Source organism: Flavobacterium cupriresistens (genome assembly GCF_020911925.1).
Lineage (GTDB): Bacteria > Bacteroidota > Bacteroidia > Flavobacteriales > Flavobacteriaceae > Flavobacterium > Flavobacterium cupriresistens.
Window position 1 is genome coordinate 51,713 of sequence record NZ_CP087134.1, and the last position, 24,825, is coordinate 76,537.

General features: G+C 35.1%; 24 protein-coding genes and 4 tRNA genes. 18 read left to right on the plus strand and 10 right to left on the minus strand.

Going from position 1 to position 24,825, the window contains the following annotated elements; genetic code table 11:
* Window positions 1–65: 65 nt before the first annotated feature.
* The 7 genes from LNP23_RS00235 to tgt all read right to left on the minus strand — a co-directional run bounded on the left by LNP23_RS00235 (window position 66) and on the right by tgt (window position 7,220).
* A complete protein-coding gene (locus LNP23_RS00235; protein WP_230003025.1) occupies window positions 66–443 on the minus strand; it encodes a hypothetical protein in 378 nt (125 codons plus the stop codon).
* 284 nt (window positions 444–727) lie between these two features.
* Window positions 728–1,081 (minus strand): hypothetical protein, encoded by a 354-nt coding sequence (locus LNP23_RS00240; RefSeq protein ID WP_047773819.1) that lies wholly within the window; start codon window positions 1,079–1,081, stop codon window positions 728–730.
* A 197-nt stretch (window positions 1,082–1,278) separates the two neighbouring features.
* Complete coding sequence (dnaB, locus tag LNP23_RS00245; RefSeq protein ID WP_047773821.1) at window positions 1,279–2,823, minus strand: replicative DNA helicase; 1,545 nt, start codon at window positions 2,821–2,823, stop codon at window positions 1,279–1,281.
* A gap of 140 nt (window positions 2,824–2,963) precedes the next feature.
* The gene (locus tag LNP23_RS00250; RefSeq protein ID WP_047773822.1) at window positions 2,964–3,917 is read right to left on the minus strand and encodes an acetyl-CoA carboxylase carboxyltransferase subunit alpha; all 954 of its coding nucleotides are present in this window, start codon (window positions 3,915–3,917) and stop codon (window positions 2,964–2,966) included.
* Between the two features lie 112 nt (window positions 3,918–4,029).
* Window positions 4,030–4,917: a DMT family transporter gene (locus LNP23_RS00255; RefSeq protein ID WP_047773824.1), complete on the minus strand. Its 888-nt coding sequence runs from the start codon at window positions 4,915–4,917 to the stop codon at window positions 4,030–4,032.
* Entirely contained in the window at window positions 4,904–5,992 is a 1,089-nt protein-coding gene (locus LNP23_RS00260; protein ID WP_047773826.1) for an LptF/LptG family permease, read from the minus strand. The genes LNP23_RS00255 and LNP23_RS00260 overlap by 14 nt, the downstream gene beginning before the upstream one ends.
* Before the next feature lie 97 nt (window positions 5,993–6,089).
* The gene (tgt, locus tag LNP23_RS00265; protein ID WP_047773828.1) at window positions 6,090–7,220 is read right to left on the minus strand and encodes a tRNA guanosine(34) transglycosylase Tgt; all 1,131 of its coding nucleotides are present in this window, start codon (window positions 7,218–7,220) and stop codon (window positions 6,090–6,092) included.
* 320 nt (window positions 7,221–7,540) lie between these two features.
* On the opposite strand from tgt, the gene LNP23_RS00270 reads away from it, so the two are divergent.
* The 4 genes from LNP23_RS00270 (at window position 7,541) to LNP23_RS00285 (ending at window position 11,249) form a co-directional block, all read left to right on the plus strand.
* The gene (locus tag LNP23_RS00270) at window positions 7,541–8,404 is read left to right on the plus strand and encodes a polysaccharide deacetylase family protein (RefSeq protein ID WP_230003026.1); all 864 of its coding nucleotides are present in this window, start codon (window positions 7,541–7,543) and stop codon (window positions 8,402–8,404) included.
* Between the two features lie 39 nt (window positions 8,405–8,443).
* Window positions 8,444–9,127: an SGNH/GDSL hydrolase family protein gene (locus tag LNP23_RS00275; protein WP_230003027.1), complete on the plus strand. Its 684-nt coding sequence runs from the start codon at window positions 8,444–8,446 to the stop codon at window positions 9,125–9,127.
* A gap of 227 nt (window positions 9,128–9,354) precedes the next feature.
* Complete coding sequence (locus LNP23_RS00280) at window positions 9,355–10,203, plus strand: transketolase (protein ID WP_047773834.1); 849 nt, start codon at window positions 9,355–9,357, stop codon at window positions 10,201–10,203.
* 92 nt (window positions 10,204–10,295) lie between these two features.
* A complete protein-coding gene (locus LNP23_RS00285) occupies window positions 10,296–11,249 on the plus strand; it encodes a transketolase family protein (RefSeq protein ID WP_047773835.1) in 954 nt (317 codons plus the stop codon).
* A 74-nt stretch (window positions 11,250–11,323) separates the two neighbouring features.
* On the opposite strand, the gene LNP23_RS00290 is transcribed toward LNP23_RS00285, so the two are convergent.
* Window positions 11,324–12,274 (minus strand): hypothetical protein, encoded by a 951-nt coding sequence (locus LNP23_RS00290; RefSeq protein WP_230003028.1) that lies wholly within the window; start codon window positions 12,272–12,274, stop codon window positions 11,324–11,326.
* Between the two features lie 261 nt (window positions 12,275–12,535).
* The gene (gene bamM, locus LNP23_RS00295) at window positions 12,536–13,681 is read right to left on the minus strand and encodes a BamM family beta-barrel-assembly machinery protein (RefSeq protein WP_230003029.1); all 1,146 of its coding nucleotides are present in this window, start codon (window positions 13,679–13,681) and stop codon (window positions 12,536–12,538) included.
* A gap of 79 nt (window positions 13,682–13,760) precedes the next feature.
* On the opposite strand from bamM, the gene LNP23_RS00300 reads away from it, so the two are divergent.
* Both LNP23_RS00300 and LNP23_RS00305 read left to right on the plus strand, forming a co-directional pair.
* Window positions 13,761–14,150 (plus strand): RNA-binding S4 domain-containing protein, encoded by a 390-nt coding sequence (locus tag LNP23_RS00300; RefSeq protein ID WP_230003030.1) that lies wholly within the window; start codon window positions 13,761–13,763, stop codon window positions 14,148–14,150.
* Between the two features lie 181 nt (window positions 14,151–14,331).
* A complete protein-coding gene (locus LNP23_RS00305; RefSeq protein ID WP_047773840.1) occupies window positions 14,332–14,832 on the plus strand; it encodes a phosphoribosyltransferase family protein in 501 nt (166 codons plus the stop codon).
* On the opposite strand, the gene LNP23_RS00310 is transcribed toward LNP23_RS00305, so the two are convergent.
* Window positions 14,824–15,342, minus strand: coding sequence for a shikimate kinase (locus LNP23_RS00310; protein ID WP_230003031.1), 519 nt, complete (start codon window positions 15,340–15,342; stop codon window positions 14,824–14,826). The genes LNP23_RS00305 and LNP23_RS00310 overlap by 9 nt on opposite strands.
* Before the next feature lie 126 nt (window positions 15,343–15,468).
* On the opposite strand from LNP23_RS00310, the gene LNP23_RS00315 reads away from it, so the two are divergent.
* The 12 genes from LNP23_RS00315 (at window position 15,469) to LNP23_RS00370 (ending at window position 24,661) form a co-directional block, all read left to right on the plus strand.
* Window positions 15,469–15,541: transfer RNA gene (locus tag LNP23_RS00315), tRNA-Lys, on the plus strand.
* Window positions 15,542–15,581: 40 nt separating this feature from the next.
* Window positions 15,582–15,654 (plus strand) — tRNA-Lys (locus LNP23_RS00320).
* Window positions 15,655–15,692: 38 nt separating this feature from the next.
* Window positions 15,693–15,775 (plus strand) — tRNA-Leu (locus tag LNP23_RS00325).
* An 802-nt stretch (window positions 15,776–16,577) separates the two neighbouring features.
* Window positions 16,578–16,650 (plus strand) — tRNA-Lys (locus LNP23_RS00330).
* A 690-nt stretch (window positions 16,651–17,340) separates the two neighbouring features.
* Window positions 17,341–17,841, plus strand: coding sequence for a tetratricopeptide repeat protein (locus LNP23_RS00335; protein WP_230003032.1), 501 nt, complete (start codon window positions 17,341–17,343; stop codon window positions 17,839–17,841).
* Window positions 17,842–17,972: 131 nt separating this feature from the next.
* Window positions 17,973–18,935: an ion channel gene (locus tag LNP23_RS00340; RefSeq protein ID WP_230003033.1), complete on the plus strand. Its 963-nt coding sequence runs from the start codon at window positions 17,973–17,975 to the stop codon at window positions 18,933–18,935.
* 72 nt (window positions 18,936–19,007) lie between these two features.
* The gene (locus tag LNP23_RS00345; RefSeq protein WP_047773849.1) at window positions 19,008–19,907 is read left to right on the plus strand and encodes a MerR family transcriptional regulator; all 900 of its coding nucleotides are present in this window, start codon (window positions 19,008–19,010) and stop codon (window positions 19,905–19,907) included.
* 36 nt (window positions 19,908–19,943) lie between these two features.
* Complete coding sequence (locus tag LNP23_RS00350) at window positions 19,944–21,410, plus strand: phytoene desaturase family protein (protein WP_230003034.1); 1,467 nt, start codon at window positions 19,944–19,946, stop codon at window positions 21,408–21,410.
* A gap of 3 nt (window positions 21,411–21,413) precedes the next feature.
* Complete coding sequence (locus tag LNP23_RS00355) at window positions 21,414–22,253, plus strand: phytoene/squalene synthase family protein (protein ID WP_230003035.1); 840 nt, start codon at window positions 21,414–21,416, stop codon at window positions 22,251–22,253.
* A gap of 64 nt (window positions 22,254–22,317) precedes the next feature.
* Window positions 22,318–22,758: a sterol desaturase family protein gene (locus tag LNP23_RS00360; RefSeq protein WP_230003036.1), complete on the plus strand. Its 441-nt coding sequence runs from the start codon at window positions 22,318–22,320 to the stop codon at window positions 22,756–22,758.
* A 146-nt stretch (window positions 22,759–22,904) separates the two neighbouring features.
* On the plus strand, window positions 22,905–23,372 hold the full coding sequence (locus LNP23_RS00365) for an SRPBCC family protein (protein ID WP_230003037.1): 468 nt from the start codon (window positions 22,905–22,907) through the stop codon (window positions 23,370–23,372).
* Complete coding sequence (locus LNP23_RS00370) at window positions 23,369–24,661, plus strand: cryptochrome/photolyase family protein (protein ID WP_230003038.1); 1,293 nt, start codon at window positions 23,369–23,371, stop codon at window positions 24,659–24,661. Before LNP23_RS00365 ends, LNP23_RS00370 begins: the two co-directional genes overlap by 4 nt.
* The last annotated feature ends 164 nt before the right edge of the window (window positions 24,662–24,825 follow it).

The window sequence follows — 24,825 nt, forward strand, 5'->3', positions numbered from 1 at the left end:
CATGGTAGCGCATAAAATGTTTTTTTTATTATTTTCTTTTGTTATTTAATGAATAACAGAAATTTTTAAATTTTCAGAGTTGCTTCTTTTTTCAAAAAGCTCACTTTACATTCGTATAAGTACAATACTTGCTGTACTATAACCAAGCAAGCATTCAATTGCCACGAAATGTATTTAAAATCCTTACTTAAATTCTCAGTCAAATTTCCTATTAAGTACAGAACAGTACTTGGTAGCATGTAAATTATAATACCTATTGTTATAAAATAATATACTTTTTCAGTCGCCAGTTGATTGTACAAATGCATCAACGCATAACAAACCAATAAAAGTGAGGTCAGCGAAATTGCAAATAAGTTAAAGTCAAACAACAAATTGTAGTCATACACATATTGACAAGCTATTAAAAACAAACCCAAGTACATACTATACTGCACGTACATTATTTGTTTTTTGTTTGTAAAAAGTGATTTAAAAAACAATCCCAGTAAAATAAATTGTATTATAAAAAAGGTATTTACTACTATTAGATTATGAATCGCCAGCCTGTATAAGACTTCCATTGAAAATTGCATAATGCAGCTAGATACTATATACCATACAAAAAAAACATTAGCTTTTTCCTTTCGAAAAAAGCTAATGCTGTAAAAAATGAGATTTAAAAATAGAAGTACGTAAACTAAGTATATTAAAAAATCATCCATAATTTTACATATCCTATTTAAAATCAATAAGGTGGACTAGGACGCACACCGTCATAGACAACATCTCCAGCTGAGTCCAGACCTTTATTTGCTGTAGGTGGTGGCCCGTAAACGTCTATGTATTTTCCTGTTTTTTCATCTAGTTTTGCTCCCACAAAAAGTAAAGTTTTCTCTTTTTGATCATTGATCCCGATATAAGCACGAACGGCTTCAGTATCAAGTTGCAAAACTAGCTCTAAACTTTCTCTTGGAATCAAAAAAGATTTTACTTTTTTGTCATTCTCTTCGATGGTTTTGTCCTCCTCGTATCTTTTCTCCCATGCTTCGGCTGTAGCTAATGGAACTTGAATAGGATTCGGAAAAGTTTCTTCATTCATAGTTTACAAATTAGAATTAGTTAATAGTATTAGATTTGTTAAATGGTTATGCTAAACTACCGAATTAATTTTTATATAAGAAATATAATCGTGTAAAATTACTACTGAGAACTGGCTAATTATCAATTCAAAAAAAATCCTTACAAGTCACTAAACTTATAAGGATTTTTATTTACAATTTATTGATTTTAAACGATTTAAAAAGGAACATCGCTATCATCATCGTCCTCATTCAGATTGCTTCCGAACGCTTCATTAGGCGATGGTAAACTTTTAGTCGCGAATGGATTATCGTCGTGATTCATCTTAGAAGGCAAATCGTCATAACCACCTGTAAAGTCTTCGAGGTTATCAAACTTACCTAAATGTCCAAGGAATTTCAATCGTACATTCTCAAGACTACCGTTACGGTGTTTGGCTATAATAAACTCAGCCTGACCTGCTGTAGGTGATTGTTCGTCATCATCCCATTCTTCAATTTTATAATATTCAGGACGGTAGATAAACGAAACGATATCAGCATCCTGCTCAATTGCTCCGGATTCACGAAGATCCGATAGTAAAGGTCTTTTACTGGATCCACGGGTTTCAACCGCACGGGACAACTGTGAAAGTGCGATTACCGGAACGTTTAACTCTTTTGCTAATGCTTTTAAGTTTCGGGAAATAGTCGAAATCTCCTGTTCACGGCTTCCTCCTCCTTTTCCGTTTCCTCCAGCTGTCATCAACTGCAAGTAGTCGACAATGATTAATTTAATTCCGTGTTGTGATGCCAAACGACGGCATTTTGCACGTAAATCGAAAATAGAAAGCGAAGGTGAATCATCAATAAACAGCGGCGCTTTCTCTAAATCTTTTACTTTAGTACTTAGTTGTTCCCATTCGTGTTTCTCCAGTTTTCCTGTTCTTAATTTCTCAGAAGACAATCCTGTTTCTGACGAAATAAGCCTGGTAATCAACTGTACAGAGGCCATCTCCAGAGAGAAAACGGCCACCGCATGTCCATAATCAATAGCTACGTTACGTGCCATCGAAAGTACAAATGCGGTTTTACCCATACCAGGACGGGCGGCTATAATAATTAAATCACTCGGTTGCCATCCTGAGGTGATCTGGTCTAATTTTTCAAATCCTGTTGCAACACCACTCAAACCTTCTTTACCTGCAATTTCCTCAATACGTTTCTTTGCCTGTAAAACTAAACTCTGAGCCGTTTCTGAACTTCGTTTAATATTTCCCTGAGTTACTTCGTATAATTTGGATTCTGCTTTATCCAGTAAGTCAAATACATCGGTTGTTTCATCATACGATTCTTCAATAATTTCAGAAGAAATTCGGATCAAACTTCTCTGAATATACTTTTGAAGTATGATACGAGAGTGAAATTCAATATGCGCCGAAGAGGCAATTTTTTGTGTAAGTTGAATTAAATAAAAATCTCCTCCTGCTAAATCTAATTTTCCATTCTTTTTCAGCTGAGTCGAAACGGTTAACAAGTCAATTGGTTGCGTTTCAGTAAAGAGTTGCACAATTGCTTCAAAAATAAATTTATGTGCATCTTTATAAAAAGCATCAGCCTGTAAAATATCAATTACATCATCCACCCCTTTTTTGTCAATCATCATCGCACCAAGAACAGCTTCCTCTAAATCAAGTACTTGAGGAGGAAGTTTTCCTTTCTCTAAATTAATGACTGCGGATTTATCTGCCTTTGCAGGGTATACATTTTTGAAATTTTCCATATAGCGAAAGTAGCAAAATTAAAAAAAACAATGCTATCGAGTTATAACTATTAATTGTTTATAAATAAGTTTTTTTTGTTGATAACCAAAAAAAAATCCGAAACGACAAGGCTTCGGATTTTAAATAATTTTGTAAGAATTTACTCCTTGTATTCCCCCATCTGACTATATTTGTCCATTCTTTGGGCAATTAAGTCGGCTGTTGATAAGTCTTTCAATTCATTATATCCTTTAGTAATATATTCTGCTACTGTTTTAAAAGTAGTTTCACGATCGTAGTGTGCTCCTCCTAATGGTTCCGGAATCACATCGTCAACTAATTTTTGTCTTTTCATGTCAGATGAAGTCAATTTTAAAGCATCAGCTGCACGTTCTTTGTATTCCCAGCTTTTCCATAAAATAGAAGAACAAGATTCCGGAGAAATTACAGAATACCAAGTGTTTTCTAACATGTAAACTTTATCTCCAACCCCTATTCCTAAAGCTCCACCGGAAGCACCTTCACCTACAATAATAGTGATAATCGGCACTTTTAAGCGAACCATTTCGAAAATATTTCTGGCAATAGCTTCTCCTTGACCTCTTTCTTCTGCTTCTAAACCAGGATAAGCTCCGGGAGTATCTACTAAAGTTAAAACCGGAATACCAAATTTCTCTGCCATTTTCATCAAACGCAAAGCTTTACGGTATCCTTCAGGGTTTGCCATACCAAAATTACGGTATTGACGAGTTTTGGTGTTGTATCCTTTTTGTTGACCCACAATCATAAAAGACTGTCCGTTAACTTTTCCTAAACCACCAACCATCGCTTTGTCATCTTTGAAACTTCTGTCTCCATGAAGTTCTAAAAAAGTATCACCGCAGATTGCTCTGATATAATCAAGTGTATAAGGCCTGTTCGGGTGTCTTGACAATTGTACACGCTGCCAAGCCGTAAGGTTTTTATATATTTCTTTCTTGGTTTCTTCTAGTTTCTTGTTGATTTCTTTACAAGTAGGTGTAACATCAACGTCAGATTCTTTTCCAATTATAACGCACTTTTCTAACTGTTCTTCAAGTTCTTTTATTGGAAGCTCAAAATCTAAATATTCCATGGATTTTTGAATTTTGTTTGTAAATCGAACCGCAAATATAAAAATATTATATCATTGGGAGAATTAAATATTGTTTAATGTGTAAAAATGCAATTTTAAAATAAGTAAAATACTATACTTTTTCCTTGTTTTGATAATGTTTAAAAACGCCGTTTAGGATAACTGTAATCACAATTATTATCGCTCCAATATAAAATTCCGTGCTCATTTTTTCTTTTCCTCCAAGAATAAAATAGGCCAGAACAATTCCATAAACAGGCTCCAAATTAGTGGTTAACATCACCGTATAAGGTGTTAATCGCTGCATCACCTTTACAGAAGCGGTAAAAGCATAGGCTGTAAATACGGAGGCCAAAACAAATAACAGTATCCAGTTGTTTGTTGACATTGTAAAGAAATCAGCATTAAATTTCCCCTTAAATAAAAAATAAACGGAAATAAAAAAAACACCGGCTCCAAACTCATAAAAAGTAATTACGGAAGGCTCATGATTGCTAATTAATTTTCCGTTCATAAGCGTAAACAATACACCCAGAATTATAGACGCCAACGCAAAATAAACGCCCTGTAAATATTTAATTTCTACCTGTAAAATCAAAGCTAATCCGCCGATAATTATAAGCCCGAAAAAAACTTCATACCACAATATCTTACGCCCGAAAAAGATGGGTTCCAATAAAGAAGCAAAAAAAGCGCCGAGTGAAAAGATCGAAAGCGTAATGGAAACATTGGAAATATGGATCGCTTTAAAGAAGAAAACCCAATGTAAGGCAATCAAAAGCCCGACAAAAATGAGTTTGAAAAATTCTTTAACCGGAACCCGAAAAGATTGCTTTTTATAAACAATAAAACATCCTAAAAAAATACCGGCAAGAAGCATTCTGTACCAAACCAGATTCTCAGCATCAATAGTAATTAAAGCGCCCAAGACGGCTGTAAACCCCCAAATAAAAACAATTAAGTGTAAATTTAAGTAACTTTTTAAATTATCGTTTCGCATTACGTAATAGGTAAACTGCTAAAATTCCGAAAACCATGTTCGGAAACCAAACAGCAAATAAAGGTGAGAAAGTAGATTTTTCGGCAAGGGTTCCGAATATTTTATCAAAAAACACAAAAGAAAACGCAATTGCAATTCCAATCGCCAGATTGGTCCCCATTCCTCCACGACGTTTCATTGAAGAAACTGCCACGGCAATAATTGTTAAAATAAAGGCGGATACCGGAACACTGTATTTTTTATAAAGTACTACCAAATAAGTATTTATATTTCCTGAACCCCGTTTTTTTTCTTTATCAATAAATTTATACAGTTTCCCTAAACTTAAAGTTTCGGCAATATAAACTACAGGTGTTAAATCCTCGAGCTCAAATTTAAAGGCTACATTTTTTTCAGGAACTTTTTCAATGACATCATTCAATTCACCAACTGTTCTTTTGGTGTAATCGTACAGCGTGTAAATTTTCTTTTTCGGATCCCATTTGATACGACTTGCTGTGATTTTATACGTCAGCATGTCCTTGTCAAAATGCTCTAACGTAAAATTAAAGGCTGTTTTAGACTCTTCATTAAAACTATTGACATAGATAAAATCATTATCATTAATTTGTCTGAATACGTTGGTGTTTTCACCCCGCATGAGCTGTTTTCCGTTTCCTTTCAGATAGGTGTATCTAAAATTATTAAAACCCTCACTGGCTGCAGGAACAATAAAAAATCCCATTAACAACACAAAAACAGATACAATACTGGCACCGATAATATAAGGTCTCAGAAATCGGGTAAAGGAAATTCCCGAACTTAAAATGGCAATAATTTCGGTATTGTTTGCCAATTTTGAGGTAAACCAAATCACCGATAAAAACAAAAATATCGGGAATAATGAGTTTGCAAAATAGACTGTAAAGTTGTAATAATAGATCGCAATATCCGTAAATGGGACTTTGTTCTCTAACATTTTATTTACCTTCTCCGAAACGTCAATTACGATTCCGATTGGGATAAATAAGAGTATCATCACCGAAAAAGTGGCTAAATATCTTTTTAAAATATACTTGTCTATTATCGTCAGCATATATTTTTTTTAGTTTGAAAAGGTTTCAGGTTTCAAGTTTCAGGTTTCAGGTTTTCTTGTAATAACCATAAACCTGAAACCTGAAACTTAAAACTTCTTATAGTCTTTGACTCATATTTTTAACCATCATTTCTTTCCAAGGTCTGAAATCGCCAGCTAAGATATGTTTTCTGGCTTCACGAACCAACCACATATAGAAACCAAGATTATGAATCGTTGCAATTTGTTTTCCTAAATATTCGTTCGCAGCAAACAAGTGACGTAAATAAGCTTTTGTATATTCTGTATCTACGAAAGTATGTCCCATCTCATCGATTGGAGAGAAATCAGCTTCCCATTTTTTATTCTTGATATTGATCGTTCCGTTTGCTGTAAACAACATTCCGTTTCTTGCATTACGCGTTGGCATCACACAATCGAACATATCAATTCCTAACGCAATATTTTCCAAAATATTAATTGGAGTTCCTACCCCCATTAAATAACGAGGTTTATCTTCCGGCAGGATTTCACATACTACTTCTGTCATGGCATACATTTCTTCAGCAGGTTCTCCTACTGACAATCCGCCAATAGCATTTCCTTGCTGACCTGCATTTGCAATATACTCCGCAGATTGACGACGCAAATCTTTATACGTACTTCCCTGAACAATCGGGAAAAAAGTTTGCTCGTATCCATATTTATAAGGAACTTTATCTAAATGATTGATACAACGATCCAACCAACGGTGAGTCATGTGCATCGAACGTTGTGCGTATCTGTAATCGCAAGGATAAGGTGTACATTCATCAAAAGCCATAATGATATCGGCTCCAATGGTACGTTGAATTTCCATTACATTTTCCGGTGTAAAAAAATGATATGAACCGTCAATATGCGATTTAAACTTTACTCCTTCTTCTTTGATTTTTCTGTTATTAGAAAGCGAATACACTTGATACCCTCCGGAATCAGTCAAAATATTGCGATCCCAGTTCATAAATTTATGCAATCCACCAGCTTTTTCAAGAATTTCAGTCTGTGGACGTAAATATAAATGGTAAGTGTTTCCGAGAATAATATCCGGATTAATATCTTCTTTCAGCTCTCTTTGGTGCACACCTTTTACCGATGCAACAGTCCCAACAGGCATAAAAATAGGAGTTTCAATAACTCCGTGATCTGTAGTAATACTCCCCGCTCTTGCTTTCGACTGCGGATCTTTTTGTAATAAATCAAACTTCATATACGCGTTTTTCAGTCGGCAAAGATAGGCTAATTTGAGGAAAATTTAATGACAAAATAGAATATCCTTTTTCTATTGCTTCAAAAGGTATAAACCTTTAAAATCACTGCAAATACTGACAATAAATATCCCCAAGATTGAAACTAACAGCATCACATAATTATTTTATTGAGAAAAAAATCAAAAATCATGAAGAAGAAATTAAATTTCAAAAGCAAATCATCTTAAAAAAATCAGGAATTCACTATAATTTTCTCATTAACAATCCTGCGAGAAAAATCCACTAAATTTGAATCACAAAATTAAACACAACACACAAAATGAATTTATCACAAAAACTAGGATATCCGGAAGAGACTAAATTATTACTCATACACGCTGATGATGCCGGATTATCGCATTCTGAAAACAGAGCTACCATACAAGCACTTGAGGCAGGATTCGTAAATTCTTACAGCATAATGATGCCTTGCCCATGGTCTTTTGAAATGGTCAATTACGCAAAAAACAATCCCCAATTCGAACATGGGGTTCACCTAACCCTAACCTGTGAATGGGAAAACTATAAATTTGGTCCGGTTGCACCAATTTCAGAAGTTTCTTCATTAGTAGATAAAAACGGGCACTTTTACAAAAGTAGAGCTGATTTCTTCAGTAATGCAAAAGCTACAGAAGTAAAAAAGGAACTTCGCGCTCAAATCGAAAGAGCCTTACATTTCGGTTTACAGCCCACTCATATAGACTCACATATGTATAGCGTAGGAGTATCTCCCGAATTTTTAGAGATCTACAAAGCCTTAGGCAAAGAATACAACTTAGCTGTTTTTCTGAATAAAGCTTTTATTGAATCTGTTAATTTAACGAGCGAAAGTTTCGACTTCGAAAATGATATTGTGGTCGAACACCTTCATATTGGTCATTACGATTATTTTGTAAAAGACGAACAAAAAAAATACTACAGCAGTGTACTGGACAATATGGTTCCTGGATTGAATGCCATTTTGATACATCCGGCCTTTGATGACGACGAAATGAAAGCTGTCACTATAAACCATCCCAATTTTGGTTCAAAATGGAGACAAATAGACTTAGAATTTTTCACCAGTCCGGAATGCAAATTAAAACTTGAAGCGAATAACATTCAGCTGATTACCTGGAAAGAAATCAAAGGATTAAACAATTAGAGAATGAAACAATTCTAAACATCAAAACTATTTTTTGTTATGAAAAAGACTTTCATTATACTATTGCTTTTTATCACTACAAAAACTTTCAGTCAAGACATGAAAACAGATTGGGCCAATATCTCTAAATATTCAAAAGAAAATCAAGCTTTAAAACTAGAACCGGAAAACAAAAACCGAATTGTTTTTATGGGAAACTCTATCACTGAAGGATGGAAAACCTATGATCCTGATTTTTTTTCGAATAAAAATTATATCAATCGAGGCATCAGCGGCCAAACCTCCTCGCAAATGTTGGTACGATTTCGAGCAGATGTAATTTCTTTAAAACCAAAATTGGTGATTATTCTTGCCGGAGTCAATGATATTGCACAAAATAACGGTCCGATTGAACTCGAAGATATTCTCGGAAACATTATTTCGATGGCAGAATTAGCCAAACAAAACAACATTAAAGTGATCCTTTCATCCGTACTGCCCGCTTTAGATTTTAAATGGAGAAAAGGATTGGAACCTGCCGAAAAAATAATCAAACTCAATGAAATGATTCAAAACTATTGCAAAGAAAACCAGATTATTTATACAGACTATTTTTCAAAAATGAGCGACGATCAGAAAGGCTTGGATAGGAAATACACTTTAGATGGTGTACATCCTACATTGGCCGGATATAAAATTATGGAGCCTTTAGTAGAGGAAGCTATTCAGGAGACATTAAAATAGAGTTATCATAACTTCTTAGATTGTATCTTTTTCGGGAATCAAACTTCCTGACTTTAACTACTTCTAAAGAAAACTTTTAACTTCTGATTGGTTTAAATCTTCGTATTGGAGAACTACGAAACTTTATAACTCAACATCTCGATATATATAACACATTTCCTTAAAAATGATTTGTCTCCCCGCAAAATAACAATTACTTTTGCAACAGTTTAACTTTTACATATAAAATGAAGCCTAACACACAACAATTAAGCGATTTAACTATCCAAGTAAGAAGAGATATTCTTCGAATGGTACATGCTGTCAACTCTGGTCATCCAGGCGGATCACTAGGTTGTACTGAATTTTTGGTTACTTTATACCAAAATATTATGGACCGTAAAGAAGGTTTTGATATGGACGGAATTGGAGAAGATCTTTTCTTCCTTTCAAACGGGCATATTTCTCCAGTTTTTTATAGCGTTTTAGCCCGTAGTGGTTATTTCCCTGTTTCGGAATTGGCTACGTTTAGACTTTTAAATTCTCGCTTACAAGGACATCCTACGACACACGAAGGATTACCTGGTGTTCGTATCGCTTCCGGTTCATTAGGACAAGGTTTATCTGTAGCTCTTGGAGCAGCTCAGGCTAAAAAATTAAATGGCGACAATCATATCATTTACAGCCTACACGGTGATGGTGAATTACAAGAGGGTCAGAACTGGGAAGCCATCATGTATGCTTCTGCTAAAAAAGTAGATAACGTTATTGCTACTATCGACCTTAACGGAAAACAAATTGACGGAACAACAGATGAAGTTCTGGCAATGGGAAGTATCCGCGCTAAATTTGAAGCTTTTGACTGGGACGTTCTTGAAATCAAAGAAGGAAACAATATCGATGCTATCCTTGCCGGTTTAAATGATGCAAAATCAAGAACAGGAAAAGGAAAACCGGTTTGTATTTTGTTACACACTGAAATGGGTAACGGAGTTGACTTTATGATGCACACGCACGCTTGGCATGGAAAAGCACCAAACAATGATCAATTGGCAAGTGCTTTAGCTCAAAACACATCAACTTTAGCAGACTATTAAAAAGTGTTCAGTCTCAGTAATTAGTTTTCAGTTAAAAAAAACTCAGAAACTTAGTCACTGAATTCTTAGAACCTCAAAATGAAAAAACAGAAATGAAAAAATATACAAATACAGGAAGTAAAGATACTCGTTCGGGTTTTGGAGCGGGAATGACAGAATTAGGTCAGAAAAACGAAAATGTTGTGGCATTATGTGCCGATTTAATTGGATCATTAAAATTTGATGATTTCAAGAAAAATCACCCGGAGCGTTTTTTCCAAATTGGTATCGCAGAAGCGAATATGATTGGAATCGCAGCTGGTTTAACCATTGGAGGAAAAATTCCATTCACAGGAACTTTCGCCAATTTCTCAACAGGAAGAGTTTACGATCAAATTCGTCAATCTGTTGCTTACTCTGATAAAAATGTAAAAATCTGTGCTTCTCACGCTGGTTTAACACTTGGTGAAGATGGAGCAACACACCAAATCCTTGAAGATATCGGTTTAATGAAAATGTTACCGGGAATGACTGTAATTAACACTTGTGATTACAATCAGACTAAAGCTGCCACTCTTGCATTAGCAGACCACCATGGTCCCGCTTATTTACGTTTTGGACGTCCTGTAGTAGCTAACTTTACTCCTGCTGATGAGCCTTTCGTAATTGGAAAAGCTATTTTATTAAACGAAGGTTCTGATGTTACCATTGTAGCTACCGGACATTTAGTTTGGGAAGCTCTTATCGCTGCTGAAGCTTTAGAAGCAAAAGGAATTTCTGCTGAAGTAATCAACATTCACACAATTAAACCACTTGACGAAGAAGCTATTCTAAAATCATTGGCCAAAACAAAATGTGTGGTAACTGCAGAAGAGCACAACATCCTTGGAGGATTAGGAGAAAGTGTTTCCAGAGTACTTGCTTTAAACAATCCAGCTCCACAAGAATTTGTAGCTGTAAACGATAGTTTTGGTGAATCCGGAACTCCGGAACAATTGATGGAGAAATACAAACTAAACAATCAAGCGATTGTTGAAGCTGTAGAAAGAGTTATCAAAAGAAAATAATTTTAGATTTTCTTCTTTATACAAAAAAAACCTCGAAAGTGATTTCGAGGTTTTTTGTATCTATTTAATAAAGATTAATACCATGAAACATCAACAGGCATTGGGTGCTCTACTACTGTACAAGTAATTGAACCAGAAATAGCAAAATTCCAATGTGGATTAGCTAAAGGAACTACAAACTGCCACTCTGCTAATAGATAAGTTTGCGAACCCGTCACCTCTGTGGTAGGAATATTTGACTTTAAAGACCAAACATAACGTCCAGATACTTGTTCACAAGCCGCACAATGAAAATTAGTGGTCAAAGTTCGTGCATTAAAATTCTCTTTCCACGTACATCTTAAACTAGAGCATGACCTGTACTGCATCGTAGATCTTAAATACATCTTACTCGTTTGCACACCGCCATTAAAATAAATAGTTTCATTAAATATATCAACAACATGTCTATGTCTGGTACCATAAACCCCCATTTCCGCGCTGATAAATGTTTTTGACATATTTTCATTTGGAATAAGACCTTTACCTGTTATTTTTTTACCCGGATCAGACATCCCTAATAACTGCCCGTAAACTTCTAACTTATCCTTAACACCGATAAGCTCTCTTGAACTTTTATTAACTTCACTTTCCTGCAGTAAATAAAAGCTACGCTCATTAAGCCATAATGTTTTACCTCCAATTTTCACTTTCGATTCTGCATTTAAAATCGATTTTAACGCGTCTGAATAAATCAATCTTGCTTGAGGTATCACATCTTCCTGCATCGCTAGTGAATCACTTGAAGTATTCAATAATGCTATCACTTTTTTATCAGAAATCCAATTTTGAAGTTGCTCTTTATTTAACGTTGACAACTCAGAATACTCTTTGACAAAAGACTTTTCATTCTTAAACGATAACACTTTACCCTCTAAAATCGGCGCCGAAGTCTCTACCGACGAGACAACTTCCTGATTCCCACGATCCTCACTACTACACGATAAAACTGTAGCTGCCAAAAATAATACAATTAACTTTTTCATAATTTATATATTTTAATTATTTATCTTACAAAAATAAACAATAATGAAAGTCATTACTTACGTAAACCCGTAAACAAGCCAAATACCTTTTAATCAAAAACCAAACAACCCTAATAGTCAATTGGTTGAAATTTAAAATTAAATCAATTTTAACATATCAAATCACCTATCATTAAAATCAAGCAGAAGCAACAGCCAATATTTCACAAACAAAAAACCCCGAAATCACTTTCGGGGTTTTACTAGTATTTAAAAACTTTATTAATTTTTGTAAGGATACGTATTATCTAAATGAATCCTTTTTCTTCCTATTGCTTTATAGTCCTCATCAACAAATTTTTTTGGATTTGCGGCAGACTCCGGCTTACTAGGATCAGTAAGCGCTCCAGTTGGCTTTCTAGGAATAGCCCAAAGTTCCGTTTCATCTACATTTAGTGTATTAGGATTATCTGCAACCGGATCGAAAGGATAATACTTACTTACTCCATAGTTAACCTCAACACCGTTCTCTACAACTTTACCCACCTTACCCGCAGGCTTTGTAATTTCCAGAAATGTAGTATAACCATCCCCGTCATCATCAACGTCAATAAAATCAGCCAAACCATCACCGTCAGTATCATCAATCAAATTAGCAGGAGGCTTCGGATATTTTGTTGTGTTTCTGAAATCATACAGATAACCGTCTCCATTTAAATCCTCTTGATAATCAAAAACACCATCAAAATCATGGTCCAATCTTTGAAGACCTAATAATTTAAAGCTAAAAACTACACAAGAGTAAGCAGGAATATCGGTCTGACCCGAACCATAAAACCCTAATCCGGAAGGCAAAAACATCACACCTGCCCCGAAATTATCATAAGTTATCACGCCACTACCGTCTGTTGCCATTGTAGCTGTCCCCACCTTAAACTGAGGCAAAATCTCCGGCCAACCTTCTATTACAGGCTGCGCTATATAAGGTTCTAAACTAAAATCTCTAGGTAAACCATAAGAGGTATCAAAAACTTTATTATTTAATGTATTCCCCGAATATGCCGCAGAAATTTTATCATAATTACAAGGAGCAGCACCTGTACCTTTTCTTAAAGACAAATAATAAACGGTATAATAAACATCATTACTGTAAACCACTCTATTTTGTAAAGGATATACGGTCTGATCCCAAATAGAAACTTGCGCTCCTCCTACCGGAATTTTTTCTATTTCAATATCAAAATTAGCGCTGACGCTTTTAATATAATTGCTCTTTAAATATTTCATAATCGAATCACTGTCAGCCTTGTACTGCTCCTTGTAATCTCTTAAAGGAACCGTTTCTACATCATCGTCATCATTTTTATTACACGAAACGATAGCAATACCGGCAAGTAATAAAATAAAATAATATTTAAATTTATTCATTATTCTTATATTTTTAGGTGCGCAAGATACAATATTGATTTATTTTTGTAAAGATTTTAACTTCTATTTTAGAAAAATTATGAGAATAGATAAATACCTGTGGTGCGTACGCTATTACAAGACCCGAAATATGGTTACCGAAGCCTGTAAAAAGAACCACATCACTGTAAATGGGCAGGTTGCGAAACCATCAAAAGAGGTTTTCCCGACCGACAGGATTACCTTTAGAAAAGATCAGATTACGCAAATCATAACCGTACTTGACATACCGGAAAGTCGTGTTGGAGCAAAACTTGTTGACATCTATCGCAAAAACGAAACACCAGCCGAAGCTTATGCTCACCTGGAGTTGCTAAAACTTTCTAAAGAACACTATCGCAAAAGTGGAACCGGAAGACCCACCAAAAAGGACCGTAGAGATATTGATGAGTATGGTAATGAGATATTTGATGAGGAGGAAGGAGATTGAAATTCCAAAACTTGAAATTCCAAATTCCAACCATTCAAACAAACTCTATTACTAGGAACTATAAATTGTTTCAAAAAGAGTTCCAAGTAAACACAAATCCGAGCCCAAACAGTTGGAATTTGGAATTTTTAAAACTTGGAATTTAACACCCTAAATATGTATTTTAGCAAAAAAATAAATCATGAACAAGAACATCATCTTAACGAATCAGGAAATCGAACATAAAATAAAACGTATCGCTTATCAAATTTACGAGACTTTTGTTGACGAAGACGAAGTTGTGATAGCCGGAATCGCCTCTAATGGATCTGTTTTTGCTCAAAAACTGGCAGTAGCTTTAGGCAACATCTCAAATCTGAAAGTCTCTCTTTGCGAAGTTAAAGTTGACAAACAAAATCCGCAGTCACCCATACAAACTTCTTTACCGGCCAGCGAATACGCTAACAAAGGATTAGTCCTTGTTGATGATGTCTTAAATTCCGGTACTACTTTAATATACGCAGTTCGTCATTTCTTAGACGTTCCGCTTAAGAAATTCAAAACTGCAGTACTTGTAGACCGAAATCATAAAAAATACCCCGTGAAAGCTGATTTCAAAGGAATCTCTCTTTCCACCTCTTTATTAGAGCATGTTCAGGTTGTTTTCGACGAAAATGGCGGTGATTATGCCTTCTTAAGCTAGTATCGCTATAATATCCTGAACCGTTTCTTCGACTGATTTGCCATCAACCGTGACTTTATGTTGTGCCTGGTTGTAATAAAAGCTTCGGTCGAATAAATGTTTCGCAATAAACTCTCTCATTTCTTCTTCATTCATATCAGCAATCAAGGGACGCTTGCTCTTATTATGAACTAACCTATTATATAATGTCTCTATGGAGGCTTTTAAATAAATTGAAGTAACACCATCGTTCTTCAATAATTCATGGTTATTTGCATAACATGGCGTTCCTCCACCCAAACCAATTATACTATTTTCTGAAGATTGAAGCAATTCGACAAAAATTTCGTGCTCTAATTTTCTAAAATAGATCTCCCCATGTTGTTCAAAAATTTCATTTATTGATAAATTGACTCTATTTTCGATACATTTATCCAAATCCAAAAACGGAATATTTGTAATTTTCGACAAATTTTGGGCAATTGTTGACTTTCCGCACCCCATATAACCTAATAACACAATTTTTTTCATACTAATAAAACCTTATAAACTAAGACGTTGAGAATTTTTCTTAAAAAAAGACAAATTTATAATAAAAATGCTTGGAAACTTCGAAAATAACTCCTTATATTTGCACCCGCATTCAAGGAATTAAATGACTCGATAGCTCAGTTGGTAGAGCACATCACTTTTAATGATGGGGTCCTGGGTTCGAGCCCCAGTCGGGTCACAAATTTTGTGATTAACAAATTAAATTCCTTGAAAGCAATGACTCGATAGCTCAGTTGGTAGAGCACATCACTTTTAATGATGGGGTCCTGGGTTCGAGCCCCAGTCGGGTCACAAAGGTCGAGTAATTCAATTACTTGACCTTTTTTTTTGGCCACGTGGAGAAACGGTAGACTTGCCATCTTGAGGGGGTGGTGCTCGTAAGGGCGTGTGGGTTCAAATCCCACCGTGGTCACTTCATTAAATTAGAAAAAGCTAAACACTAACAATATTTTTGGTGTTTAGCTTTTTTTTGTACTATTAAAAAACGAATAAGATGTAAAAGTTGTGTCGAGATGAAAAATCTCGCAAAGTCGCAAAGCCGCAAAGTTTAAAAAAAGGCCAGACACTTATAATTGCTTTTAGACAGAAAACAACATTATACTCCAAAATTATTTCCCTTCGCTTTTGCGAATTTAAAGCTGACAGGTTTTTGAAACCTGTCAGCTTTGGCTTCACTACCGTTTTTAACTGTAACGGATGCAAAGGAAAAACCAAAGATAATTTTACATCTCTTATGTGATATAATTTCTTACTTTCCAAATACAATTCCACACTTATCGTTTTTAAACCATATAAGCAATATAAGCTCTTTAAAGTGTAAGCGCTTAAAATGACATGAACTTATATTACTTATATGGTTTAATCTTTTTTATTCCTTTTTCTAAGTATGACTCATTTTAAAGCTAAATGATTTCAAAAAATAAGTTCTGAACTTATCTCTGGAATTTCATTTTTAAACTTTAAGATTGAAATCTTCGCTCATAAACTCCCGAGCTTACAAAGCTAATTCTCCTTAACCCTAGCAAACAATAAGAATTAAACTACATCTGAACCTATCTTAAAATAAAAAAGCAAAAAAAATAAACCCCCAAACCACACGTTTTCAGAAAAATAAAAACAGATATAAAATAATATCAAATTAAGTACCCGCAAACACTTGGAAACTTCAATAAAAAGTCCTTATATTTGCACCCGCGTTCAGAAAGCAAATGAATGACTCGATAGCTCAGTTGGTAGAGCACATCACTTTTAATGATGGGGTCCTGGGTTCGAGCCCCAGTCGGGTCACAAAAGGTCAAGTAATTTATTTTACTTGACCTTTTTTTTATTTCTGGCATTTTGGAGAGACACTCTTACTATCAAAATCCCAAACCATAAAGAACAACTTTGCGACGACAGGAATCAAGTTCAGAAGTTGTGGAATAATTTTTAGAAATTTCCTTTTGTTAGAAATAGCAGATCTTATACTTTTTTACCACAGCTTTTCAAGTCTCTAATTTCCCAACTTCTCGCTTTGATGATCTCGCAAAGACGCCAAGCCGCCAAGTTTTTTCTACTTTTTCATTAAAACTTTGCGATTTTGCGTCTTCGCGAGATTTTTACTTCCCCACAACTTTTGGATTTGATCTTTTTTCGGCAAGTAGTCTAAAATGAACTTATATCACTTATATGATTTAAATACACTTTTACGGCTACATCAATACTATATAGTAAACTTTCACAACAAATACTGCCCAAGCTTGCCCATAAGCCTAACTTTTTATACTCGCAAATACCATTTTAGAAACCAAATCATAAAAAACACCACTCTAAAACAAACGGCAGAGAAACAGAACAGACTGTAAAACAGATCACACAAACTACACGCACAAAAAATTTTCATTTGCTAACCATAATTTTACAAAAGCACTTCTGTTACAAATAAATCTTTCCTAAATTCGTTTCTAATTAATTAACCTACTAATCCCAAATTAGTTTATGAAACATTTATTTTTTCTATCATTTATGATGATTACGTTTTCGAGTTTTGCACAATCTGCAACCGGTTATTTTGACAAAGCCCTAAAGAAAGCAGAAGCCGGAAACACAAAAGGTGCCATTGCAGATTACACCAAAGCAATTAGTATGAACTCCAAATTTGTTGAAGCTTACCAAAACAGAGGTGTTGCGAAACTAAAGTTGAATGACTTAAAAGGAGCTTCAGCCGATTTCAGTAAAACAATTGATTTAGACAGCATGAATGCAGATGCCTTTACAGGCAGAGCCAATGTAAATTACAAATTACAAAATTATCAAGGCACTATAGAGGACTGCACTGCTTCTCTTGGTTTAAACCCTAAAGATTATATTGCCTACAACCTAAGAGGTTTGGCGTATAATAAAATTGGAGATAAAAAGAACTGCTGCAAAGATTTCTCAAAAGCAATTGAGCTAGGCAGCCAAAGCGCTATAAAAAACAAAGCTACTTTTTGTAAATAGTATCTAACAGCACTCTAACAATACATTAAGCAATCTGTGGTCATCAAGTACCGCAGATTGCTTTTTCATTTTACAGGGCTCTTAATTTCATCTAAAAGTTATCCTTACATTTGTCCTCAAACAAAACAGCAATGGTACTTCTTAAAAAAATAAACAACAAAGCTAAAACAGATCAAAACTCCGGTTTTGGAACCAATGCAAACAGTTATGGCGGAAGATTCGTAAACAAAAACGGAACTGCCAATATAGAAAAAAGAGGCATGCATTTATTGCGTCGCATCAGCTGGTACCATACCATGATCGACATGCCTAACTGGAGATTCCTGTCTATTTTGTTTAGTTTTTATATCGCAATCAATTTTGTTTTTGCCGTTCTTTATTACGCAATCGGCATAGAACACCTGGACGGAATTACAACATCTGGTGGTCTTTTGGACCAATTTGGGCAAGCTTATTTTTTTAGTGCGCAAACCTTTACCACTGTAGGTTATGGGCATATTAGTCCAACCGGTTTTCTAACAAGTGCCTTATCTGCAGCAGAAGCTTTAATTGGACTACTGAGTTTTGCGATTGCAACGGGTTTATTCTTTGGAAGATTCAGTAAACCGACCGCTTTTTTAAAATTTTCACATAATGCACTAATTTCACCTTACGGACAAAACAAAGCTTTAATGATCCGTCTCGTTCCTTTTAAAAATACCAATTTCACAGACGCAACAGCAAAAGTTACCTTAGGAATGAGCATTGAAGAAGATGGCAAAATGACCAACAAGTTTTATTCCTTAGCATTAGAACTAAGTCATATAAACGCACTCTCGCTAAGCTGGACACTCGTACACCCTATAACCGAAGACAGTCCGTTATATAATTTCACTGAAGACGATTTTAAGAAAATACATGGTGAAATCCTGGTCTTCATTACCACTTTTGATGATATGTTCAGCAATACCGTAGCAGCAAGCACCTCGTATACTTTTGATGAAGTTGTTTACGGCGCCAAATTCGAAACTATGTACGACAGAAGTGATGACGGCTCTAAAACCATTCTACATTTAGACAAATTAAACCGTTTTGATCCCGTAAACCTTGCCTAAACTATCATTTTAGGATTGTTTTAAGACGGTATCTCGGATTTTATTTTATTTTTGTTTACTTAATCACCAAAAATGGTAAACAACATAAAAACTGTTTTCAGCATTAAAGACCTTGAGAACTTATCCGGAATAAAAGCACATACCATTCGTATCTGGGAAAAAAGATATAACATTCTTGAACCTATGAGAACGGACACCAATATCAGACTTTATAATCTGCAAAATCTCCAGAAACTTTTAAACATAACATTATTACACGAGTACGGTTATAAGATTTCTAAAATCGCTACTTATCCTGACGAAAAGATCCCACAATTGGTTCGTGAAATCATTTCAAAAAAGAACTCGCAGAACTTCGCCATTACCTCATTTAAAATGGCCATGATGAATTTCGATCAGGAAATATTCTTCAATACTTTTGACTGGTTGATTTCTGAAAAAACATTCAAAGAAGTTTTCAAAGAACATTTTCTTCCCTTATTAAAAGAATTAGGCTTATTATGGCAATCGGAAACCATAACTCCTGCAAATGAGCATTTCATGAGTCATTTAATCAAGCAGAAAATACTCATTTACACCGAAAGCCTTCAAATACAAAAGCCAACCAAAACCGATCGCATTTTTGTTCTTTCCTTACCCTTAAACGAAATTCACCAAATCGGATTGCTTTATCTTCAATATGAAATTCTGTCTAAAGGCTACAAAACCATTTATTTAGGAGAAAGCATGCCGGTCGAAAACCTGCAGGATCTCACAAAACATTTTGACAATATCACTTTTATATCCTTCATGACTGTTCAGCCGGATCGTAGTGTTATCAATCAATACGTAAAATCAATGGGGCAAAAATTACTTCTAAAAAACAACGAAATCTGGCTTATGGGCAAAATGGTCGAACACATTGACCAGAGAAATTTACCGGACAGAATCCGTATTTTCGATTCTATGGACGAAACAATAGAAAGAATATAAAGTTTTGTTTAAAGTTTTTGTACATTTGTTAAACAAATGAAGAAAACCATCATCATAATAGGGTCTGGCTTCTCTGCATTAGCAGCCTCTTGTTACCTTGCCCAGCAAGGGAACAGTGTTACCATTTATGAAAAAAATGAAACGATTGGTGGTAGAGCCAGACAGTTTAAAAAAGACGGTTTTACTTTTGATATGGGACCAAGTTGGTATTGGATGCCCGATGTTTTTGAACGTTTCTTTAACGATTTCAACAAAAAACCTTCCGACTATTACGAGCTTATTAAACTCAATCCGGCCTACAGGGTTTATTTTGGAGTGGAAGATTTTATAAGTATTTGCGACAACCTTGAAGCCATACAGACTACTTTTGAAACCATCGAAACCGGAAGCAGTAAAAAATTAGCCGCTTTCATCAAAGAAGCAAAAAGCAATTACGACATTGCCATTAAAGATTTGGTTTATCGCCCCGGAGTTTCGCCTTTAGAATTAATCACCCCTCAGACCGCTTTAAAACTAAATCAGTTCTTCAGCACCGTCAGCCGTGATGTCAGAAAGAATTTTAAAAACGAACGTTTGATTCAAATTCTAGAATTCCCGGTTTTATTTCTTGGAGCAAAACCAACTAAAACGCCATCCTTTTATAACTTCATGAACTATGCCGATTTTGGCTTAGGAACCTGGCATCCGAAAACCGGCATGTTTGATGTTGTACGTGGAATTGAGAAACTGGCTCTTGAACTTGGAGTTACTATTAAAACCAATTCTGTTATTGAAAAAATAGTTGTAACCAATAAAATCACAACCGGAGTACTCATCGACGGAAAACATATTCAAGCCGATATTGTTTTAAGCGGTGCCGATTATCATCATACCGAGACTTTGCTTGACAAACCTCATCGTTCTTATTCTGAAGCTTATTGGGAAAGTCGAACTTTTGCTCCCTCTTCCCTGCTCTTCTTTGTGGGCTTCGACAAAAAAATAGAAAATACAACACATCACAATCTGTTTTTTGATGTCGATTTTAATCAGCATGCAATTGATATTTACGATCAGCCGAAATGGCCTGAAGCTCCCTTATTCTATGCTAATTTTCCATCAAAAACAGATGAAACTGCAGCACCAAAGGGAATGGAAAGTGCATTTTTCCTGATTCCATTAGCTCCCGGAATTAAAGATACTGAAGCACTTCGAGAAGAATACTTTGAAAAAATAATCACTCGATTTGAACAGATCACGCAGCAAAAAATCAAAAATAATATTATATTTAAGAAGTCATTTTGCAAAAATGATTTTGTAGCAGATTACAATGCCTACAAAGGAAATGCTTACGGAATGGCAAATACCCTATTGCAAACCGCCTTTTTAAGACCCAAGCTGAAAAGCAAAAAAGTCAAAAATTTATTTTTCACGGGGCAATTAACTGTTCCGGGTCCGGGTGTACCGCCCGCCTTAATATCAGGAAAATTAGTAGCTGAGTTAATTCATAAATCTATTAGATCGTAAAAAATGAAATCACTATTTGACACTGTCTCTTACAGCTGCAGCAAATTGGTTACCAAAAACTACAGCACTTCTTTCTCCCTCGCCGTACGCATGTTGGCACCAAGCATTAGAGAAGCCATTTACAGCATCTATGGTTTTGTTCGTTTTGCAGATGAAATTGTCGATTCTTTTCAGGATTACAATAAAGAATATCTAATAAATGATTTTGAAAAAGAATACTACAAGGCAATGGAAATGGGCATTAGCTTAAATCCTATTTTAAATGCATTCCAGCATACGGTAAAACAATACAATATTACAGACGATCTGATTCAGGCCTTTTTAAAAAGCATGAAACTTGATCTCGTAAAATCGACTTACAACACACAAACGGAATATGAAGATTACATTTATGGTTCTGCCGATGCTGTCGGATTAATGTGTCTCAAAGTTTTTGTGGCCGGGAAAGATCAGAAATACGAACAACTCAAAGGGGAGGCCATGCGACTGGGCTCTGCTTTTCAAAAAGTAAATTTTCTACGCGATCTAAAAGAGGACAATCTGATTTTAAACCGCAATTATTTCCCCGGAATCAACTTAAATTCTTTTGATGAAAATGCAAAAAATGCCATTATCAACGAAATTGAAGAAGATTTCAAAATCGCCTATCAAGGCATCGTAAAACTACCAATTGAAGCTAAATTCGGAGTGTACACCGCCTTTATTTATTATAAAAAACTATTACAGAAACTCAAAAATACGCCTTATTATGAAATTGGAAATTCGAGAATCCGAGTTTCAAATTATACAAAAGCCGGGCTTTTGGCGCAGTCTTTTGTAACTTATAAATTGAAACTGGTCTGATCTTATTTTTATTTTTCAGGGTTATTTTTCAGCCTTTTTACTGACAACTATACAAAAACATAAAATGATTTCTTTTTTAATTTTTCTAAGTGTTTTTCTGTTTATGGAATGTGTAACGTGGCTTACGCACAAATACATTATGCACGGCTTAATGTGGTACTTTCACGCAGATCATCACCAACCCAAATACGAACATACTTTTGAACGTAATGACATTTTCTTTGTCATTTTTGCTACTCCGAGTATTGTTCTTTTTTATTTTGGTGTTGAAGGCGGTTTTAATTATTTGTTTTTTATTGCTTGCGGCATTACCCTTTATGGCGTTTGTTATTTTTTAATACACGACGTACTCATTCATCAGCGTTTTAAATGGTTTAAAAACACCAAAAACAAATACCTCATCGGACTACGAAAGGCACATAAAATGCACCACAAACATTTAGGCAAAGAAGACGGAGAGTGTTTTGGAATGTTGTTCGTTCCTTTTAAATATTATAAAATGTAATTGTTTTGATACCAGTCTCAGAATAAGTGTGTTTGTTTCTATCATTTACTTCTTTTACCACTTAAAACATCCTGCATAAATAATTTTTGTTTGAACTCCTGACACAGACGTTGCGAATACTCAGAATTATAGCAATACGACACATTATGAAATTATACAAAATAGAAACCACGCAACATATAAATGCAAGTATAGAAGAATGTTGGGATTTCTTTTCCAGCCCAAAAAATCTTCAAACTATTACTCCAGACACTATGCGTTTTGAAATTTTAGATTTCGACAACAAACGCATGTATCCCGGTCAAATCATTACTTATACCCTGAAACCGCTTCTGGGAATTAAAATCTCATGGGCAACCGAAATTACCGTTTCAGTAGAAAATCACTATTTTGTAGACATACAACTTTCTGGTCCTTACAAATTGTGGCATCACAAACACTTTTTTGAAACCACGGAAACGGGCGTAAAAATGACCGATATTGTGCATTATGCCTTGCCATTTGGCTATTTAGGACGCATTATGAATAAACTGGTTGTAGCAAACAAACTAAAAGCCATTTTTAATTATCGCTATAGCAAAATCGAAGAGCACTTTAACACAAAAGTACAATGAAACAAAAAGTGACTATTTTCTGGTTCCGACGTGATTTACGACTAGATGATAATGTTGGTTTATTCCATGCATTACATTCTTCGTTCCCGGTAGTTCCAATATTTATTTTTGACGAAGATATCCTGGAGAGTCTTCCAAAAAGTGATGCAAGGGTAAGTTTTATATACGATTCACTTCAAAAAATAAACGAAGAGCTTCAATTAACAGGGTCTTCTCTTTTAATTAAAAAAGGAAAAACTACTGAAGTCTGGCACTCTCTTTTAACGGAATATGATATCCAAAATGTAACATTCAATAAGGATTACGAGCCTTATGCGATAAAACGGGATTTAGAGATTTGTAATTTATTACAACAAAACAGCATTGCTTTTTCATCGTATAAAGATCACGTGATTTTTGAAGAGAAAGAAATCACCAAGTCAGACGGGCTTCCTTACACGATTTACACTCCATACAAAAACAAATGGCTGGAGAAATACCACTTGAACGGAACTGTGACGGAATGTGACACAAAACCTTTGTTTGCTAATTTTGCTAAAAATCAATTTCAATTCCCGGAATTATCCCAAATAGGCTTTGAAAAAAGCACGATAAAAGTACTTCCGCATAACTTAACCCAAATTAAAAGCTATAAAGAAACCAGAGACTTTCCGGCTCTGGACAGCACCTCATATCTTTCTCCTCATTTGCGTTTTGGAACGGTTAGTATTCGGAAATTAGTGAACTGGGCCAACAAAACAAATCAGACTTTTTTGAGCGAATTAATCTGGCGTGAATTTTTTATTCAAATCCTCTTTAGTTTTCCTAATGTTGTCAATCATAATTTCAAATCGGCTTATGATGGCATTCAATGGCGCAATAACGAAGAAGACTTTAAACGTTGGTGTTCGGGCACAACCGGATATCCTATGGTTGATGCCGGAATGCGTCAGCTTAACGAAACAGGATACATGCACAATCGGGTACGTATGGTGGTGGCGAGTTTTCTATGTAAACATTTACTCATCAACTGGCAATGGGGAGAGGCCTATTTTGCCGAAAAACTATTAGATTTTGAACTGGCATCAAATGTAGGCAACTGGCAATGGGCCGCAGGAACAGGTTGTGATGCAGCACCCTATTTCAGAGTCTTTAATCCCGAAATTCAACTAAAGAAATTTGATGACAAAGGAATCTACATCCGTAAATGGATTCCCGAATTTGATTTGGGTTATAATGAACCTATGATCGATCATGCTTTTGCAAGAGATCGCGCTATTGCTACTTATAAGGCTGGGATTGTTAAATGAAATTCCAAAGTTTTTAAATTCCAAATTCCAATTTTGGTGGAGGGGTAATTTCTCTTAGATTTGGGGGATTGGGGAGTTTTTTTTGTTTCAAGTTTCAGGTTTCAGGTTTCAAGTTTCAGGTTTTAGGTTTCAGGTTTTAGGTTTCAGGTTTTTGCTTCACGCAG